The following is a 16714-nucleotide window of genomic DNA, read 5'->3' on the forward strand; positions in this document are numbered from 1 at the left end:
ACCTGCCTCAGCCGCGGGGGAGCGGCCCGGTGCTGCGCCGCAGCACGAGCTCGAAGCCCGATCGGCGCGTGAGGATCGGCGACTCCACCCCGGCGAGCGCGTCGAGCACGGTGCGCGCGGCGGTCCTGCCCTGCTCGTACGGGTCCTGCCGGATCGTCGTGAGCCCGTAGGACTCGCTCCAGTCGTGGTCGTCGATGCCGATCACGGAGAGGTCCTCGGGCACCCGGAGGCCGAGCTCGGCGGCGGCGACCAGCACGCCGAAGGCCATCTCGTCCGACCCGGCGAAGATCGCCGTCGGCGGCTCCTCCCCGTGCAGCATCCGCGTCGTCGCGGCCTTCGCCGGCGGCATGAGGAACTGCCCGAGGCCGTGCCACGACGGGTGCGGGGCGATCCCGTGCCGCTCGAGCGCCTCCCGCCAGGCCGTCGACCGGTCCTCGCCGACGCTGCGGTCCATGCCGTAGGCGGTCTCGCCCCCGATGTGGCCGATGCGGCGGTGGCCGAGCCCGAGCAGGTGCTCGACGGCCGCCGTCGCCGCCGCCGCGTCGTCCACGCCGACGCTGTGCACGCCGGGGACCGCCGAGCCGACGACCGCGGCCGGCATCTCGAGATCTCGCAGCTCCTCCTTCTCGGCCACGGTGAAGTCGATGCCGAGCGCGATCACCGCGTCGGAGCGCTTCCGCAGCAGCGCGTTGCGGAACAGGTCCTGCCGGTTCCGCATCGTCGCGGCGAGGATGACGAGGAACGTGTCGAACCCCTCGCCGCGCAGCACGCTGTCGGCGCCCTCGACGACCCGGTTGTAGAACCAGCGGCCCGTCGAGGGGATCACCAGGGCGACCGCGCGGTGGCGTCCGCCCGACAGCCCCGACGCGGAGGGGGAGGGGACGTACCCGAGCTCGGCGGCGGCCGCCTGCACGAGCTCGCGGGTGCGGGGGGAGACGTTCGGCAGCCCCCGCAGCGCCCGGGACACCGTCGCGATCGAGACGCCGGTGCGGCGCGCGACGTCGTGGATGCTGGTCATCGGCACCTCCTGACGCCTCCTCGCTAGCGGTCCTGCTCGATCTCCGAGACGGCGCGGTCCATCCGGCGCAGCACCGCCTGACGCGACCACCAGATCGCCGCCGTGACGAGGCCGAGCACCAGGGTCCCGAGCGCCCACCCGAGCGCATCCTGCCGCAGGATCTCGTACACGAGCGTGATCACGCAGAAGGCGGCGGTGAAGAACCCGAAGAACCCGACGCCGAGGTCGAAGCCCTCCTTGATCGACCGCCGCCTCCTGCCGTCCATCAGCCCTTCACACCGCCCGCGGTGAGGCCCGCGACGATGCGGCGCTGGAAGATCAGCACCAGGATGATGAGCGGGATGGTGACGACCGAGCCGGCCGCCATCGTCGTGGCGTAGGGGATCTCGCGCGGCTGGCTGCCGACGAAGTTGCCGATCGCGACCGTGACGGTCTGCGTCTGCGTGTTCGAGAGCACGCTCGCCAGCAGGTACTCGTTCCAGCTGCCGATGAAGGCGAGGATCGCGGTCGTGAACACCGCGGGCGCCGCCAGCGGGAGGATCACGATCCGGAAGGCCTGCGCCGCGGTGCAGCCGTCGATGCGGGCCGCCTCCTCGAGCTCCCACGGCATCTCGCGGAAGAACGAGTTCAGCGTCCACACCGTCAGCGGCAGGGCCCCTGCGATGTAGGGGATGATCAGCGACTGGTAGCTGCCCTGCCAGTTCAGCTGCGTGAACAGGCTGAACAGCGGGGTCAGCAGCGCGACGCCGGGGAACATCGAGGCGCCGAGGACGGCGCCCATGATGAGGCCCTTGCCGGGGAAGTTGAGCCGCGCGATCGCGTAGGCCGCCGAGACGCCGACGACCAGCGCGATCACGGTGACGAGCACGCCGATGCCGAAGCTGTTCAGCAGCGCGCGGCCGAGCTGGTTGCGGGCCGGGTTGAACGCCTGGATGAAGTTGTCGAACGTCGGCGTCGTGGGCAGCAGCGTGGTCTCGTAGACGGTGTCCGAGCGCCGGAAGCCGGTGATGAGCATCCAGTACGCGGGCAGGAGGCACCAGATGACGATCAGGGCCGCCTGGATGCCGGTGCGGACCGAGCTGCCCGCCGCGCGCCGCCGGCGGGCGCGGACGCGAGAGGCGGCGCGGTCGTCGAAGACGGGCCGTTCCGCGGCGGCGGTGGTGGGACCTGCGACGGTGGTCATCGGACGCCTGCGACCTTCTTGGACTTCTTCTCGCCGCCGGTGAGGTTGGCGCCGAGCACGCGGATGAAGAGGAACGCGACGCCGAACACGATCAGGAAGGTGATCGTGGAGAGCGCCGCGGCGGAGTTGACCGCGGTGTTCTGGATCTCGCGGACGACGAGGATCGACAGCGTCGTCGTCGCGTCGCCTCGGCCGCCGCCGCCGCCCGTGAGGATCGCGGGCAGGTCGTACATGCGGAGCGCGTCGAGCGTGCGGAACAGCACCGCGACCACGAGCGCGGGGCGCAGCAGCGGCAGCGTGATCCGGAAGAACTGCTGCACCGTCGTCGCGCCGTCCATGCGGGCGGCCTCGTAGGTGTCCTCCGGGATCAGCTGCAGGCCCGCGAGGATCAGCAGCGCCATGAACGGCGTGGTCTTCCACGTGTCGGCGATGATGATCGCGAACCGGGAGGCCCACAGGTCGGCGCCCCAGATGACCTCGATGCCGAGCAGCGCGTTGATGATGCCGGCGGTCGCGAAGATGAACAGGAACAGCTTCGCGGTGACGGCCGTCGGGATCGCCCACGGCACGAGGACCGCGGCGCGGAGCAGGCCGCGGAACCGGAAGTTGCGGTTCATGATGATCGCCATCCAGAGGCCGATGACGGTCTCGAGCGCGACGGTGATCACCGTGAAGAAGAAGGTGTTGAACGTCGCCGTCCAGAAGCTGGCGCCCAGGTTGCCCTGCGCGCACGCGGCGGTGCCGGCGGGGGTCGAGCACTGCTGCAGGAGCCAGTGCGCGTAGTTGGTGAGACCGGTGAACCCGCCCGTGACGAAGAAGCCGGTCGCGGGGTCCAGGCGGGCGTCCGCCTGGAACGAGTTGATCACCGAGAGGACGATCGGGTAGCCGACGATCACGGCCATGACCACGATCGTCGGGGCGAGCAGCGCGTAGCTGGTGCGGGTGATGCGGCGGCGGTTGGCCTCGAGGCTGGCCCGCCCGGCCTCCGTCACGTCCTTCGGACGGGGCGGTGCCGGAGGTGTTGCTGTAGTCATCCATGCTCCCTTGAATGTCGACCGAGCAGAACGAGGGGGCCCGGCCCGCGAGCCGGACCCCCTCGATGGTGGGCTGGGATCAGCTGCCGCTGGCCTGCTTGATGGCCGTCGACATGTCGGTCAGCGCCTGGTCCACCGACTTCGACCCCTGCAGCGCCGCGTAGGCGTTGTTCTGGATCGCCGTCGAGACCGCCTGGTAGTACGGCGACCCCGGCCGCGGGACCGCGTTGTCGAGCGAGTCCTTCAGCGTCGGCAGGTAGGGGAACTTCTTCGCGAGGTCCTGGTCCTCGTAGACGCTCGAGAGCACCGGCGCGCTCGAGGCGTTCTCGACGCCGAACTTCTGGATCTCCTCCGACTGGTACCACTTCAGGAACTCGAGCGCGGTGCCCTTGTGCTTCGAGAACTGGCTGATGGCCCAGTTGTGGCCGCCGAGGCTCGACTTGCCGGGGAAGCCGGCGATGCCGAGGGCGTCGGGGTTCTTCTTCGCGAAGGACTGGTCGCCCGTCGTGGTGAGCGAGTACTGGTACGGCCAGTTCGTGTAGAACATCAGCTTCCCGGCCTCGAAGGCCTGCCGGCCCGGCTCCTCCTGGTAGGTGATCGCGGCCTTCGGGATGTCGCCGTCCTTGAAGGCGTCGACCAGGGTCTGCAGGCCCTGCTTCGCCTCGGGGGTGTCGAGCGTGGGCTCGCCCTTGTCGTTCACGACGGTGCCGCCCGCCGAGTTGACGGCCTCGGAGAAGTTCACGGTGAGGCCCTCGTACTTCGCGTACTGGCCGGAGTAGCAGCCCGCGCCCTTCGACTTCGCGATGTCGCAGAGCTTGAACATCTCCTCGTACGTCTTCGGCACGGGCCGGTCGCCCAGCCAGTCCTTGCGGTAGTAGAGGATCTGCGAGTCCGTCGACGACGGCGCCGCGTACTGGATGCCGCGGTACTTCGCGGTGTTCAGCACGGCGGGGATGACGCCGGACTCGTCGAGCTTGTAGGCCCCGGTCAGCGGCTGCAGGTAGCCCTGCGACGCCAGCTGCTGCGTCCACACGACGTCGGTCGAGACCACGTCGTAGTCGGTCAGCTTCTGCTGGAAGTTCTGCAGGAGGTCCTGCAGCTGCTGGTCGGCCTGGTCCGACTGCTCCTTGTAGGTGACCTTCTGGTCCGGGTGCTTCTCGTTCCACATGGCCGCGTACTTGGGCAGCACGCCGTTGTTGTCCTTGCCCTGGACGACCGTGATCGGGCCGTACTCGCTCTTCGCGATGGTCGAGCTGGTGCCGCCCGGCGTCGTGGTGGTCGAGCTCGAGCAGGCCGCGAGACCGAGCCCTCCGAGCAGAAGCGTCACGGTTGCGGCCGTGGCGCGCATCGCCTTCTTCATTGAACTCCTCATCGAGTCGTGTGCTGCACGTGGTGCATCGGGAGGGCACGCGAAGTGCCTCGTCCGGGGACTGTAGGAGAGGGCGGCTGGAAGTTGCAAGCGTTTACATCGGTCGTGACCGATCGGTTACCGGCGGGTCAGAACCGCACTGCGCCGCCGGGGGACCAGGTGGCGGTGATCTCCTGGATCCGCACCGCGCCGGAGAGGTCGGCGGGGTCGACCCGCGCGTCGTAGGCGAGCCGCAGGCCGTCCAGCGCGAAGGCGGACTCCGTCGTGCAGGTGCTGTGGAACTCGAGGGCGAGCACGACGGCGACGAGGCAGACGCGCCCGTCCCGCGCCCGGGCCGCGAAGACCTCGGTGCCGCTCGCGGAGGACGAGCCGAGCAGGCGCAGGCTCGAGGGCGCGATCCCGTCGGGCAGCGGGGCCGAGGACGGCGGCCGGTCGTCGGCGCGCTGCGCGCGGTCGAGCACGGCGAGCGCGGCGGGCCGCCCGGGCGGGCGCGCCACCAGCGCGCCGACCACGGAGCCGACGAGCAGGCCCGCGACGCCGACCGCCGCGAGCAGCCGGCGGGGGTGGGACCGCGCGGCCTCCCGGGCGCGGCTCGTCGGCCGGTGCGCGGCGAGCGCCGCGGCCACGGCTCGACGGGCCGACTCCGCGTCGCGCTGCGCCGCCCGCTCCGCCGCAGCGACCCGGTCCGCGCCGTCGACGGGCGCGCCCGGCCGGTAGAGCGCGCGCCGACGCCGCTCGAGGTCCACCGCCGGGTCCTCGCGGCCTGCCGGGGTCGGCTCGCCCGGGTGCTCGAGCCACCAGAGCACGTCGAGCACGTCCGCGTCGCCGTCGTACCCGGCGCGCACGGCTGCCAGCAGCTGGGGGTCGGCGTCGACCCGCTCCCGGTCGGAGGGCACGCGGTCATCCTGGCGCGCCGATGCCTGGAAGCGCTTCCAGCCCTACAGTGCTGCCTCGTGTCGACGCGGACCCGAGACCTGACCGATGCCGACTGGTGGCGCACCGCCGTCGTCTACCAGGTGTACCCGCGGAGCTTCGCCGACGGGAACGGCGACGGCATCGGCGACCTCGCCGGGCTGATCGACCGCGTGCCGTACCTCGCGCGGCTCGGGATCGACGCCGTCTGGCTGAGCCCCTTCTACCCCTCCGCCCTCGCGGACGGCGGCTACGACGTCGACGACTACCGCGACGTCGACCCCCGCATCGGCACGCTCGCGCAGTTCGACGAGCTCGTCGCCGCCCTGCACGCGGAGGGGATCCGGATCGTCGTCGACATCGTGCCGAACCACTCCGGCTCCGGGCACGCGTGGTTCCAGGCGGCCCTCGCCGCCGCACCCGGCTCGCCGGAGCGGGCGCGGTACGTGTTCCGCGACGGGCTCGGCGAGCACGGCGAGCTGCCCCCGTCCGACTGGGTGAGCCACTTCGGCGGGTCCGCATGGACCCGGGTGCCCGACCCTTCGAGCGGCTCAGGACGGGGCGGGCAGTGGTACCTGCACCTCTTCGCGCCGGAGCAGCCCGACTTCGACTGGAGCAACCCGGAGGTGCGGGAGGAGTTCCACGGCATCCTCCGCTTCTGGGCCGACCGGGGCGTCGACGGCTTCCGCGTCGACGTCGCCCACGCGCTGGCCAAGGACCTCACCGAGCCGCTGCCGAGCTACCCGCGGATCGCCCGCGACGTGCTGAAGGACGACGGCACGGACGTCCTGTTCGACCGGGACGAGGTGCACGAGATCTTCCGCGGCTGGCGGAAGGTCATGGACGAGTACGACCCGCCCCGCTCCGCCGTCGCCGAGGCGTGGGCGGCCCCGTCCCGCCTGCCGCTCTACGCGCGGCCGGACGAGCTGGGGCAGACGTTCGAGTTCGACCTCGTGCTCGAGCCCTGGGACGCGGCGGCCTTCCGCCGGTCGATCGAGGTGGCGCTCGAGCGCGCCCGCGCGGCCGGCGCCTCCTCGACGTGGGTGCTGTCGAACCACGACATCGTCCGGCACGCGAGCCGCTTCGGCCTGCCCGCCGGCACCGACCTGAACGCCTGGCTGCTGTCGCAGGGCACGTCGCCGGTCGAGGACCGCGAGCGCGGCGCAGCCCGGGCGCTCGCCGGCTCGCTCCTGCTGCTGGCGCTGCCCGGCTCGGCCTACCTGTACCAGGGGGAGGAGCTCGCGCTGCCCGAGGTCGCCGACCTGCAGCCGGAGGCGCTCGAGGACCCGATCTGGGAGCGCACGGGACACGTCGAGAAGGGCCGGGACGGGGCGCGCGTGCCGCTGCCCTGGACCGCGGACGGCCCGTCGTTCGGCTTCGGCGCCGGCGGCGCGCACCTGCCGCAGCCCGCCTGGTTCGGCCGCTACGCGGTGGCGGTCGAGGACGCGGACCCGGCGTCCGTGCTGAACCGGTACCGCGAGGCGCTCGCGGTCCGCGCCGGGCTGCTCGCCGGCGAGGGCGTGCGCTTCGTCGACGGGCGCGAGGGCGTGATCGAGTTCGAGCGCGACGGCGGCTGGCGCTGCATCACCGCGTTCGGGGCCCCTGCGGAGCTGCCGCCGGGGGAGGTGCTGCTGTCGAGCGCGCCGATCGGCGCGGGCCGGGTGCTGCCCGCCGACGCGACGGCGTGGCTGCGCGACCCGGCGTAGCGGCGATGGAGGGCGTCCCGCTCGAGGGCGGCAACAGCAACGCGCCGGTCCGCTTCGGCGACCGGGTGCACCGCGTGGCGGGGCCGTGGACGCCGACGGTCCACGCGTACCTGCGGCACCTCCGGTCGCACGGCGTCGACCTCGTGCCCGAGCCGTTCGGGTTCGACGAGCAGGGCCGAGAGGTGCTCGCGTTCCTGCCGGGCGCGGTGCCCGCCTACCCGCTGCCCGAGCCGGTCTGGAGCGACGCGTTCCTCGCGCAGGCGGCCGCGGTGCTGCGCCGTCTCCACGACGCGTCGGTCGGCTTCGCACCGGACGACGCCGTCTGGCAGCAGCCGGTCCGCGAGCCCGTCGAGGTGATCGCGGTGAACGACTTCGCGCCCCACAACCTCGTGCTCGACCGCGACGCGATCACCGGGGTCATCGACCTCGACCAGGCGGCGCCGGGGCCGCGGGTGCGGGACCTCGCGCACCTCGCCTACCGGCTCGTGCCGCTCACCGCGCCGGGCAACGAGGACGGCCGGCCGACGCCGATCCAGGAGCGGGGACGACGCCTCCGGCTGCTCGCGGGCGCCTACGGCGACGTCGAGCCGGGCGCGATCGCAGGCGCGGTCGGACCGCTGCTCGACGACCTCGCCGAGCACGCCGCCGCCCGCGGGCTGCCCGACCACGCGGCGCTGTACGTCGGCGACGCCGTGCACCACCGCGCCGCGCTGGACGCGGTGCTGCACGGCGTCGGCTGACGCATCACCCGAGCGGCATGTACTGCCTCAGCGGTCGTCGCGCTCGGTGACGTAGCCGTCGCGGCCGTCGAGCGTGCTGTTCTCGTCCGCGCGCTCGGCACGGCTCGCGTCGTCGCTGGCGGCGGTGCCGTCGGAGTCGCCCTCGAGCCCGTCGATCACGCCGTTGGTCTGGTCGAACACGTGACCGATGTCGTCGCCCTGGAGCGCCGAGAGGCCGTCTGCCCCGCCGGTGCCGGTGCTCGCGTGGTCGTGGTCGTGGTCGTGGTCGTGGTCGTGGTCGTGGTCGTGGTCGTGGTCGTGGTCGTGGTCGTGGTCGTGGTCGTGGTCGTGACCCTCGTGGCCGTGGTGGTGGTCGTTCCCGAGATGGTCGCTGTGGTCGTGGTCGTTGTGGTCCGCGTCGCCGGTGCGGTCGGCGTCGTCGGACCCGGGCCGCACGGCGTGCGAGCCGCCCGCGGCGACCGCGGTGGCCGGGGCGCCGCTCGAGGCGCCGCGGTCGGCTGAGCCGTCGCGCGCGAGGTCGGCCGGATCGGTCGTCGAGCCCGTGTCCTCGACGGTGAGGCGGGAGTCGTCGGCGGCGCCGGTGCCGGAGGACGACGTGGGAGTGCTGTCGGTCATGGCCGGACCGTAGGAGCGGAGCCTGCGAGCCGCCCGATGCCCGTCTGATCGCGGTCCGAGAACACGACATGGGTCGTCCTCCGAGGCCGCTTACCCTTCACCGGTGAGCATGAGGGCGGTCCGAGCATCCCGGCAGGACGCCGACGCCCTCCGCGCGGAGAACGAGAAGGCGCCGCGCATCCCTGACTTCGGCCGGCGGATCCGCGACCTGTTCCAGCCCTACCGGCGGCCGCTGGCGCTCACCATCGTGCTGGTCCTGATCACCGCGGGCCTCACGGTGCTGCCGCCGCTGCTCACCGAGCAGGCGTTCGACCAGGGCCTGTTCCCGCGCGGGGGCCCGAACCTGGAGCGCCTCGCCGAGATCGTCGGCGCGATGGTGCTCGTCTGGCTCGTCTCGCAGCTGCTCGGCGTCTGGCAGACCTACCTGACCGCGACGATCGGGAACGGCGTGACCGCCTCCCTCCGCGAGCGCCTCTTCTCGCGCCTGCAGCAGATGGAGCTCGGCTTCTTCACCCGCACGCGCACCGGTGTGATCCAGTCTCGGCTCGCGAACGACGTCGGCGGCGTTGCGAACGTGCTGTCGAACACCGTGTCCTCGGTGGTCGGCAACACGGTCACGGTCATCGCGGCCTTCGTCGCGATGTTCCTGCTGAGCTGGCAGCTCGCCCTCGTCGCGATCGTGCTGCTGCCCCTGTTGGCGGTGGTGCAGCGCAGCGTCGGTCAGCGCCGCGCGCGCATCGCGACGCAGACGCAGGAGTCGCTCTCCGAGCTGTCCGCCATCACGCAGGAGGCGCTGAGCGTCTCCGGCATCCTGCTCGCGAAGGCCTTCACCCGGCAGCGGCACGAGACCGACCGGTACACGGCCGAGAGCACGCGCCAGCTGAAGCTGCAGATCCGGCAGGAGATGACCGGGCAAGGCTTCTTCGCGACGGTGCAGGTCTTCCTCCTCATCGTGCCCGCGCTCGTCTACCTGGTCTCCGGCCTGCTGCTGGCGAACGGCGGCGACATCACCGCCGGCACGATCGTCGCCTTCACCACCGTGCAGGCGCGGCTGACGTGGCCGCTGATGGGCCTGCTCCGCGTCGCGCTCGACCTGCAGACGTCCTCGGCGCTGTTCGCGCGGATCTTCGAGTACCTCGACCTCCGCCCCGCGATCACGGACCGCGCCGACGCGCGCCCCGTGCCGCGCGACGCCCGCCTCGGCTCCGTCGAGTTCGACCACGTCGGCTTCGCCTACCCGGGCGGCCCGGGTCAGGAGCCGGTGCGGATCCTCGAGGACGTGACATTCACCGTCGAGCCCGGCGCCTCCGTCGCGCTCGTCGGCCCGTCCGGTGCGGGTAAGACGACCATCGGGTACCTCGTGCCGCGGCTGTGGGATGCGACCTCCGGCTCGGTGCGTTTCGCCGGCGTGGACGTGAAGGACCTGCAGCAGGAGTCGCTGCTCGGCTCGATCGGCATCGTGAGCCAGGAGACCTACCTCTTCCACGCGACGATCCGCGACAACCTCAAGTACGCGAAGCCCGACGCGACCGACGAGGAGATCCGGGCCGCCGCGGCGGCCGCGAACCTGCACGACACGATCGAGCGGTTCCCCGACGGCTACGACACGGTGGTGGGGGAGCGCGGGTACCGCCTGTCCGGCGGGGAGAAGCAGCGCATCGCGATCGCCCGTGTGCTGCTGAAGAACCCGCCCGTCGTCGTGCTCGACGAGGCGACGAGCGCGCTCGACTCCGTGTCCGAGCGGGTGGTGCAGGAGGCCCTCGACACCGCGGCAGCGGGCAGGACCACGATCGCGATCGCGCACCGGCTCTCGACGATCGTCGACGCGGACGAGATCCTCGTCGTCGACGCGGGCCGCATCGTCGAGCGCGGCACGCACCACGAGCTCGTCCGCCTCGGCGGCCTCTACGCCCGGCTCGCGGCCGAGCAGGAGGCGGAGGACGCGGAGATCCAGCCCGCCTGATGCGACGTTTCCCCGCCCGCTCGACGCCTCGTGCCGGGCTCGTCGACCCGGCGCCACCCCGCACCCACCCCGTCGGTCGAGGTGCGCGCGCAGCGAGCCTCGAGACCACTGCCTCGAACCTGCTCCGGATTCGTGCCGCTCTGAGGTCCTCGAAGCGGCAGGAATCCGGAGCAAGTCGGTCCGTTTCGACCGCACTCGTCCGCTTTCCCCGCACGAGGACACGCCGTCCCGCTGAGCGGAAAAGTTCTGGCCGAGAACGGGATGCCGTGTCGGTGCCGCGTGCTCGGATGGGTATGAACCGGGGTGCGACGCCGTCCACATCGATCCAGCGGGATACGGCTCGACGTCGATCGAGAACGGGATACTGCTCTGCTGGCGATGACATCGACTCCACGACGAGCACGGATGGCAGGTCGCGCGGGAGGACGGGAGATGGTGGTGGACCCCACCACCGCATGTCGATCTCAGGGGTAGGCGTCGGCCGGGCGGTCCGGTGCCGCCGGTGAACCTGTCCGCCTGACCAGTGCGGGGTGGTCTCGAGGCTCGCTGCGCTCGCACCTCGACCAACGGGGGAGGGCGGCCTCGAGGCGCGCTGCTCTCCTACCTCGGGCGGCGGAACCCGGTGGTTGAGCCGGGCGCTCCGCGCCCGTGCCGAAAGCACCTCGCGGGCGGAGAGGCCTCGACCGACGGACGCGCGGAGGTGCGACCCCACGTCGTGGTGCGTTCTCAACGGTTTCTTGCGGTGTCGTCGAGCGCTCATCGAGGCGTCATAGGAAGCCGAAAGGGGTGGCGCCGAACCTCCTCCGCATGCCTGAACGCGAACCGGACCTCGACGTGGAGCTCGTCGTGCCCGTCCACAACGAGGCGCACGTGCTCCAGGAGAGCGTGTGGCGCCTTCACGCCTACCTCACCGAGCACCTGCCCGTCTCCTGGCGCATCACGATCGTCGACAACGCGAGCACCGACGCGACCTCCGAGGTCGCGGAGGGGCTGGCGGAGAGCCTCCCCGACGTGGTCGCCACGCACCTCGAGCAGAAGGGCCGGGGCCTCGCGCTCCGCACGACGTGGGGCGCGTCGGAGGCCCGCGTGCTCGCCTACCTCGACGTCGACCTCTCGACCGACCTCGCCGGGCTGTCGCCGCTGATCGCGCCGCTGCTCTCCGGCCACTCGGACGTGGCGATCGGGACCCGCCTCAGCCGAAGCAGCCGCGTGGTCCGCGGCACGAAGCGCGAGCTCATCTCCCGCTCCTACAACGGCCTCGTGCGGACCGTGCTGTCCGCCTCCTTCTCCGACGCCCAGTGCGGGTTCAAGGCCATCACGAAGCCCGCGGCCGACCGGCTGCTGCCCCTCGTCCGCGACGACTCCTGGTTCTTCGACACCGAGCTGCTCGTGCTCGCCGAACGGAGCGGCCTGCGCATCCACGAGGTGCCCGTCGACTGGCAGGACGACCCCGACAGCCGCGTCGACATCGTCCGCACGGCCAAGGACGACCTGATGGGCATGGCCCGCCTGTTCGCCGACCTGACCCGCCACCGCATCCCGGTCGAGGCGATCGCGGAGGAGCTGGGCCGGCGCCCGCTCGCGCCGGCCGCGCGGCCCAGCTTCGGCAGCCAGGTGATCCGCTTCTGCGCCGTCGGCGGGGCGTCCACGCTCGCCTACGCGCTGCTCTACCTGCTGCTGCGGCCGCTGTTCGGCGGGCAGGCGGCCAACTTCCTCGCCCTCCTCGCCACCGCGATCGGCAACACCTGGGCGAACCGCTGGTTCACGTTCGGCGTCACGGACCGGCTCGGCGTCGTGCGCCACCAGCTGCAGGGCCTCGTGGTCTTCGGGATCGCCTGGTGCATCACGTCGGGATCGCTGCTCGCGCTGCACTCGACCACCCCGCACGCGTCCCCGCTCGCCGAGATCCTCGTGCTCACCGGCGCGAACCTCGTCGCGACCGTCGTTCGCTTCGTCCTCCTCCGCGGCTGGGTGTTCCGCTCCCGCCGCGTCGCCCCCGAGACCCCGGCCCGCCGCGGCGCGCCGGAACCGACCACCACGAAGGAGCTCGTCCAGTGACCTCGACCGCCAGCACGCCGCCCGCGACCGCGCGCGCCGTCCGATCGCCGCGCAGCGCCCGCGCCCGCGCGCTCCTGCTCGCCCTGTGGCGCGGCCGCGCGGCCGACGCCGCGTGGGTGCGGCCCGCCTTCCTCGGGCTGCTCGCGCTGACCGCCGTGCTCTACGTCTGGAACCTGTCGGCGAACGGCTGGGCCAACGCGTTCTACTCGGCGGCGGTGCAGGCCGGCGCCTCGAACTGGGAGGCGTTCCTCTACGGCTCCTCCGACGCCGGCAACTCGATCACCGTCGACAAGCCGCCCGCCTCCCTGTGGGTGATGGCGCTGTCGGTGCGGCTCTTCGGGCTCTCGTCGTTCAGCATCCTGCTGCCCGAGGCGATCATGGGCGTGCTGACCGTCGCGCTCGTCTGTGCGATCGTCCGGCGCCACCTCTCGCCGCAGGCCGGCCTGATCGCCGGAGCCGTCACCGCGCTCACCCCGGTCGCGACGCTGATGTTCCGGTTCAACAACCCGGACGCGCTGCTCGTGCTGCTCGTCACCCTCGCGACGTACCTGACGATGCGCGGGATCGAGGACGGGCGCGTGCGCTGGGTGCTGTGGGCGGGCGTCGCGATCGGCTTCGCGTTCCTGACGAAGCAGCTGCAGGCGTTCCTGATCCTGCCGGTCCTCGTCGGCGTGTACCTCTACGCCTCCCCGCGCCGCCTCGGCACCCGCTTCGCGCACCTGTTCGGTGCGCTCGGCGTGCTCGTCGTCTCCGCCGGCTGGTGGGTCGCGGTCGTGACCCTGGTGCCCGCGGGCACGCGGCCGTACATCGGCGGGTCGCAGGACGACAGTTTCCTGGAGCTCACCTTCGGCTACAACGGCCTCGGCCGGCTGACCGGGAACGAGACCGGTTCGGTCACGGGCGGCGGCGGCAACGCCGGCGGCGGCATGTGGGGCGAGACCGGCATCGGCCGGCTGTTCTCCGGCGAGTTCGGCACGCAGATCGCGTGGCTGCTGCCCGCCGCGCTCGCCCTCCTCGTCGTCGGCGTCGTGGTGCTGTGGCGCCGCCCCCGGGTCGACGGGGCGCGCGTCGCGGTCCTGCTGCTCGGCGGCACGCTCGTGGTCACCGGCCTCGCCTTCAGCTTCGGCGCCGGCATCATCCACCCCTACTACTCGGTCGCCCTCGCGCCGGCCATCGGCGGCCTCGTCGGCGCCGGCGGGTGGCTGCTCTGGCAGCGCCGCGGCGCCCTCTGGGCGCGGATCATCGCCGCGGTCGTCGTGCTCGGCACGACCTGGTGGTCGGTCGTGCTCATGGCGCAGGCGTCGAGCTTCCTGCCGTGGCTCCGCGTCGTCGTGGTCATGGCGGGCGTGCTCGCCGCCGTGGCGCTGATCGCGCTGCCCGTCCTCCGTGCCTTCACCCCGATCGCGGTCGCGGCCGCGCTCGTCGCGGCGCTCGCCGCGCCCCTCGCCTGGTCGGTGAACACGACCCTCACCGCGCACACCGGCTCGCTGCCGACCGCGGGCCCGGCGGTCGCGGCCGGCTTCGGCGGTCGCGGCGGGTTCGGCGGCGGCATGCGGCAGGGCTTCGGCCAGGGCACGTTCCGCGGGTTCGGCGGCCAGGGCGCGCAGGGCTTCCAGCCCCCGCAAGGCGGCTTCGGCGCCACGACCCAGGGCTTCGCCGGCGGCATGCGCGGGGGCGCCGGCGGGCTGCTCGGGGGCGACACCACGGTCGCGTCGGCGCTCGTCCGGGCGCTGCAGTCGAACGCCTCCGACTACACCTGGGCGGCGGCCGCGGTCGGGTCGCAGAACGCCGCGAGCTACCAGCTCGCGTCCGGCGAGGCCGTGATGCCGCTCGGCGGCTTCAACGGCAGCGACCCGTCGCCGACCCTCGCCGAGTTCGAGCAGTACGTGGTGGACGGGAAGGTGCACTGGTTCATCGGCGGCGGCGGCATCGGGCGGTCGAACGGCGGCTCCAGCGCGTCCTCCGAGATCGCCGCGTGGGTCGAGGCGAACTTCACCTCGACGACGATCGGCGGCGTGACGGTCTACGACCTGACCTCCGGCTCGGCGGTCGCCGGGGCCTGACCCGGCAGCACGGCGGAGATCGCGCCGCTCGACCCGGATCCGCTGCGGATCCGATCGTCGAGCGGAGCGATCTCCGTCGTCCTGCACCGTGCGGGAGGGGAACCGCTACGGTTCCCTTCCATGCGCATCCTCATCGTCGGGGCCGGGGGAGTGGGCGACGCGATCGCGAAGATCGCCGCGACCCGGTCGTTCTACGAGGCGGTGGTCGTGAGCGACTACGACGTCTCCCGCGCGGAGCGGACCGTCGCCTGGATCGCCGAGCGGCACGGCGCCGAGGTGGCATCGCGGTTCGCGACGACTCGGATCGACGCGTCCGACCCGGACGCGGTCGCGGCGGTCGCCCGCGCGAACCGCATCACCCACGTGATGAACGCGGTCGAGCCGAAGTTCGTCCCGTCGGTCTTCGCCGGGGCGATCGCCGCGGAGGCGGACTACCTCGACATGGCGATGAGCCTGTCCGAGCCCCACCCGACCGACCCCTTCTCCACCACGGGCGTCAAGCTCGGGGACGACCAGTTCGCGCAGGCGGGGGACTGGGAGTCGCAGGGGCGGCTCGCGCTCGTCGGCATGGGCGTCGAGCCGGGCCTCAGCGACGTCTTCGCCCGGTACGCCGTGGACCACCTCTTCTCGTCCGTCGACGAGCTCGGCGTGCGCGACGGCGCGAACCTCGTGGTGCGCGACGACGAGGGGAACGAGATCTTCGCCCCCTCCTTCAGCATCTGGACCACGCTCGAGGAGTGCCTCAACCCGCCCGTGATCTGGGAGCGGGACAGCGGCTGGACGACGACGGCGCCGTTCAGCGAGCCGGAGGTGTTCGACTTCCCCGAGGGCATCGGCCCGGTCGAGTGCGTGAACGTCGAGCACGAGGAGGTGCTCCTCATGCCGCGCTGGCTCGACGCGAAGCGCGTCACCTTCAAGTACGGCCTGGGCGCCGAGTTCATCGGCGTCCTGCGGACCCTGCGCGACCTGGGCCTCGCCTCCACCGTGCCGATCCGGGTGCGCAGCGCGGGCGGCCCGGTCGAGGTCGCGCCCCGCGACGTGGTCGCCGCGGCGCTGCCGGACCCCGCGACCCTCGGGCCGCGGATGGAGGGCAAGACGTGCGCGGGCACCTACGTCACCGGCACCGGCAAGGACGGCGAGCCGCGAGCCGTGTACCTGTACCACGTGTCGGACAACGCGGAAACGATGCGCGACTACGAGAGCCAGTGCGTGGTGTGGCAGACGGCCCTCAACCCCGTGATCGCCCTCGAGCTGCTCGCCCGCGGCGAGTGGAGCGGGACCGGCGTGCTCGGGCCGGAGGCGTTCGACGCGAAGCCCTACCTGGACCTGATGGCGGCTCCGGTCGCCGAGGGCGGCTACGGGCAGCCGTGGGGGCTGTCCGAGCGCTGACGCGTCAGAGCGCGCCGGCGGTCAGGGCGGCGAAGGCGAGGCAGAGCAGGAACGCGATCACCACGAGCAGGAACGTCGCCGACCAGCGGTGCCGCTCCGCCCAGTTGAGCTGCTGCCGCGCCGTGCGCCGGATCTCCGCCAGGTGCACGGGCTGGCTCTGCGAGTCGAGCGGCACGTCGAAGTGGTGCGCGACCCGGAGCAGCTGCTCGTCGGTCCACCAGCGGTCGTTCATCCGGTAGACGGTGCGGTCGGTCGCGTCGAGCAGGAACAGGTGCCGGTTCGTGGTGACGCCGTCGCCGTTGTAGATCGTGCGGATCACCGCTCGGCGCACGGCCGACCGCGGCACGCGGAGGGGGCCGATGCGCTGCTTCCAGTGCGTCGTGATGCCGTCGGCCTCGAGCGTCGTCCGGATCCGCAGCGCCGGCAGGATCACGAAGCCCGCGACGACCAGGGCGGCGAGCGCGACGACGCCGGCCACGACGGGGCGGCCCTCGCCGATCGCCAGCACGACCGCCACGGCGGCGCCGGGGACGACGAGCGCGATGTTGCCGGCCGCCGTCGTGCGCCAGGCGAGGTGCCGGAGCGGGCGCAGGGTCCGATCCGCGGTGGCCGTCGTCATGCCCAGCACCGTACGGGGACGACGCGGCGGCGAGCAGTCCCCAGA

Annotated in this window: 14 protein-coding genes; 6 read left to right on the forward strand and 8 right to left on the reverse strand. The window is 72.6% G+C overall.

Annotated features, from left to right (window positions below; genetic code table 11):
• Window positions 1–7: 7 nt before the first annotated feature.
• From D1781_RS16070 to D1781_RS16095, 6 genes are all read right to left on the reverse strand, one after another.
• The gene (locus tag D1781_RS16070; protein WP_119483530.1) at window positions 8–1018 is read right to left on the reverse strand and encodes a LacI family DNA-binding transcriptional regulator; all 1011 of its coding nucleotides are present in this window, start codon (window positions 1016–1018) and stop codon (window positions 8–10) included.
• A 23-nt stretch (window positions 1019–1041) separates the two neighbouring features.
• Complete coding sequence (locus D1781_RS16075) at window positions 1042–1284, reverse strand: hypothetical protein (RefSeq protein WP_119483531.1); 243 nt, start codon at window positions 1282–1284, stop codon at window positions 1042–1044.
• Complete coding sequence (locus tag D1781_RS16080; RefSeq protein WP_119483532.1) at window positions 1284–2201, reverse strand: carbohydrate ABC transporter permease; 918 nt, start codon at window positions 2199–2201, stop codon at window positions 1284–1286. The genes D1781_RS16075 and D1781_RS16080 overlap by 1 nt, the downstream gene beginning before the upstream one ends.
• Window positions 2198–3235 carry a carbohydrate ABC transporter permease gene (locus D1781_RS16085; RefSeq protein WP_119483533.1) on the reverse strand — a complete coding sequence of 346 codons (1038 nt, stop codon included), beginning with the start codon at window positions 3233–3235 and terminating at the stop codon, window positions 2198–2200. Before D1781_RS16085 ends, D1781_RS16080 begins: the two co-directional genes overlap by 4 nt.
• A 79-nt stretch (window positions 3236–3314) precedes the next feature.
• The gene (locus tag D1781_RS16090) at window positions 3315–4595 is read right to left on the reverse strand and encodes an ABC transporter substrate-binding protein (protein ID WP_233551488.1); all 1281 of its coding nucleotides are present in this window, start codon (window positions 4593–4595) and stop codon (window positions 3315–3317) included.
• A 137-nt stretch (window positions 4596–4732) separates the two neighbouring features.
• A complete protein-coding gene (locus tag D1781_RS16095; protein WP_119483534.1) occupies window positions 4733–5500 on the reverse strand; it encodes a hypothetical protein in 768 nt (255 codons plus the stop codon).
• A gap of 57 nt (window positions 5501–5557) precedes the next feature.
• Here D1781_RS16095 and D1781_RS16100 point away from each other — a divergent pair, with 57 nt between their 5' ends.
• Window positions 5558–7222 (forward strand): glycoside hydrolase family 13 protein, encoded by a 1665-nt coding sequence (locus tag D1781_RS16100; protein WP_119483535.1) that lies wholly within the window; start codon window positions 5558–5560, stop codon window positions 7220–7222.
• Window positions 7201–7962, forward strand: a complete 762-nt coding sequence (locus tag D1781_RS16105; protein ID WP_147392125.1) for a phosphotransferase — start codon at window positions 7201–7203, stop codon at window positions 7960–7962. Before D1781_RS16100 ends, D1781_RS16105 begins: the two co-directional genes overlap by 22 nt.
• A 27-nt stretch (window positions 7963–7989) precedes the next feature.
• On the opposite strand, the gene D1781_RS17650 is transcribed toward D1781_RS16105, so the two are convergent.
• The gene (locus D1781_RS17650) at window positions 7990–8577 is read right to left on the reverse strand and encodes a hypothetical protein (RefSeq protein WP_158590140.1); all 588 of its coding nucleotides are present in this window, start codon (window positions 8575–8577) and stop codon (window positions 7990–7992) included.
• 109 nt (window positions 8578–8686) lie between these two features.
• On the opposite strand from D1781_RS17650, the gene D1781_RS16115 reads away from it, so the two are divergent.
• The 4 genes from D1781_RS16115 (at window position 8687) to D1781_RS16130 (ending at window position 16050) form a co-directional block, all read left to right on the forward strand.
• Window positions 8687–10540 (forward strand): ABC transporter ATP-binding protein, encoded by a 1854-nt coding sequence (locus D1781_RS16115; RefSeq protein ID WP_119483538.1) that lies wholly within the window; start codon window positions 8687–8689, stop codon window positions 10538–10540.
• 807 nt (window positions 10541–11347) lie between these two features.
• Window positions 11348–12598, forward strand: coding sequence for a bifunctional glycosyltransferase family 2/GtrA family protein (locus tag D1781_RS16120; RefSeq protein WP_119483740.1), 1251 nt, complete (start codon window positions 11348–11350; stop codon window positions 12596–12598).
• Entirely contained in the window at window positions 12595–14661 is a 2067-nt protein-coding gene (locus D1781_RS16125) for an ArnT family glycosyltransferase (protein ID WP_119483539.1), read from the forward strand. Before D1781_RS16120 ends, D1781_RS16125 begins: the two co-directional genes overlap by 4 nt.
• 120 nt (window positions 14662–14781) lie before the next feature.
• Window positions 14782–16050, forward strand: a complete 1269-nt coding sequence (locus D1781_RS16130; protein ID WP_119483540.1) for a saccharopine dehydrogenase family protein — start codon at window positions 14782–14784, stop codon at window positions 16048–16050.
• Window positions 16051–16054: 4 nt separating this feature from the next.
• On the opposite strand, the gene D1781_RS16135 is transcribed toward D1781_RS16130, so the two are convergent.
• The gene (locus tag D1781_RS16135; protein WP_119483541.1) at window positions 16055–16669 is read right to left on the reverse strand and encodes a hypothetical protein; all 615 of its coding nucleotides are present in this window, start codon (window positions 16667–16669) and stop codon (window positions 16055–16057) included.
• Between the last annotated feature and the right edge of the window lie 45 nt (window positions 16670–16714).

This window comes from Amnibacterium setariae, from assembly GCF_003581425.1.
GTDB classification, from domain to species: Bacteria; Actinomycetota; Actinomycetes; order Actinomycetales; family Microbacteriaceae; genus Amnibacterium; species Amnibacterium setariae.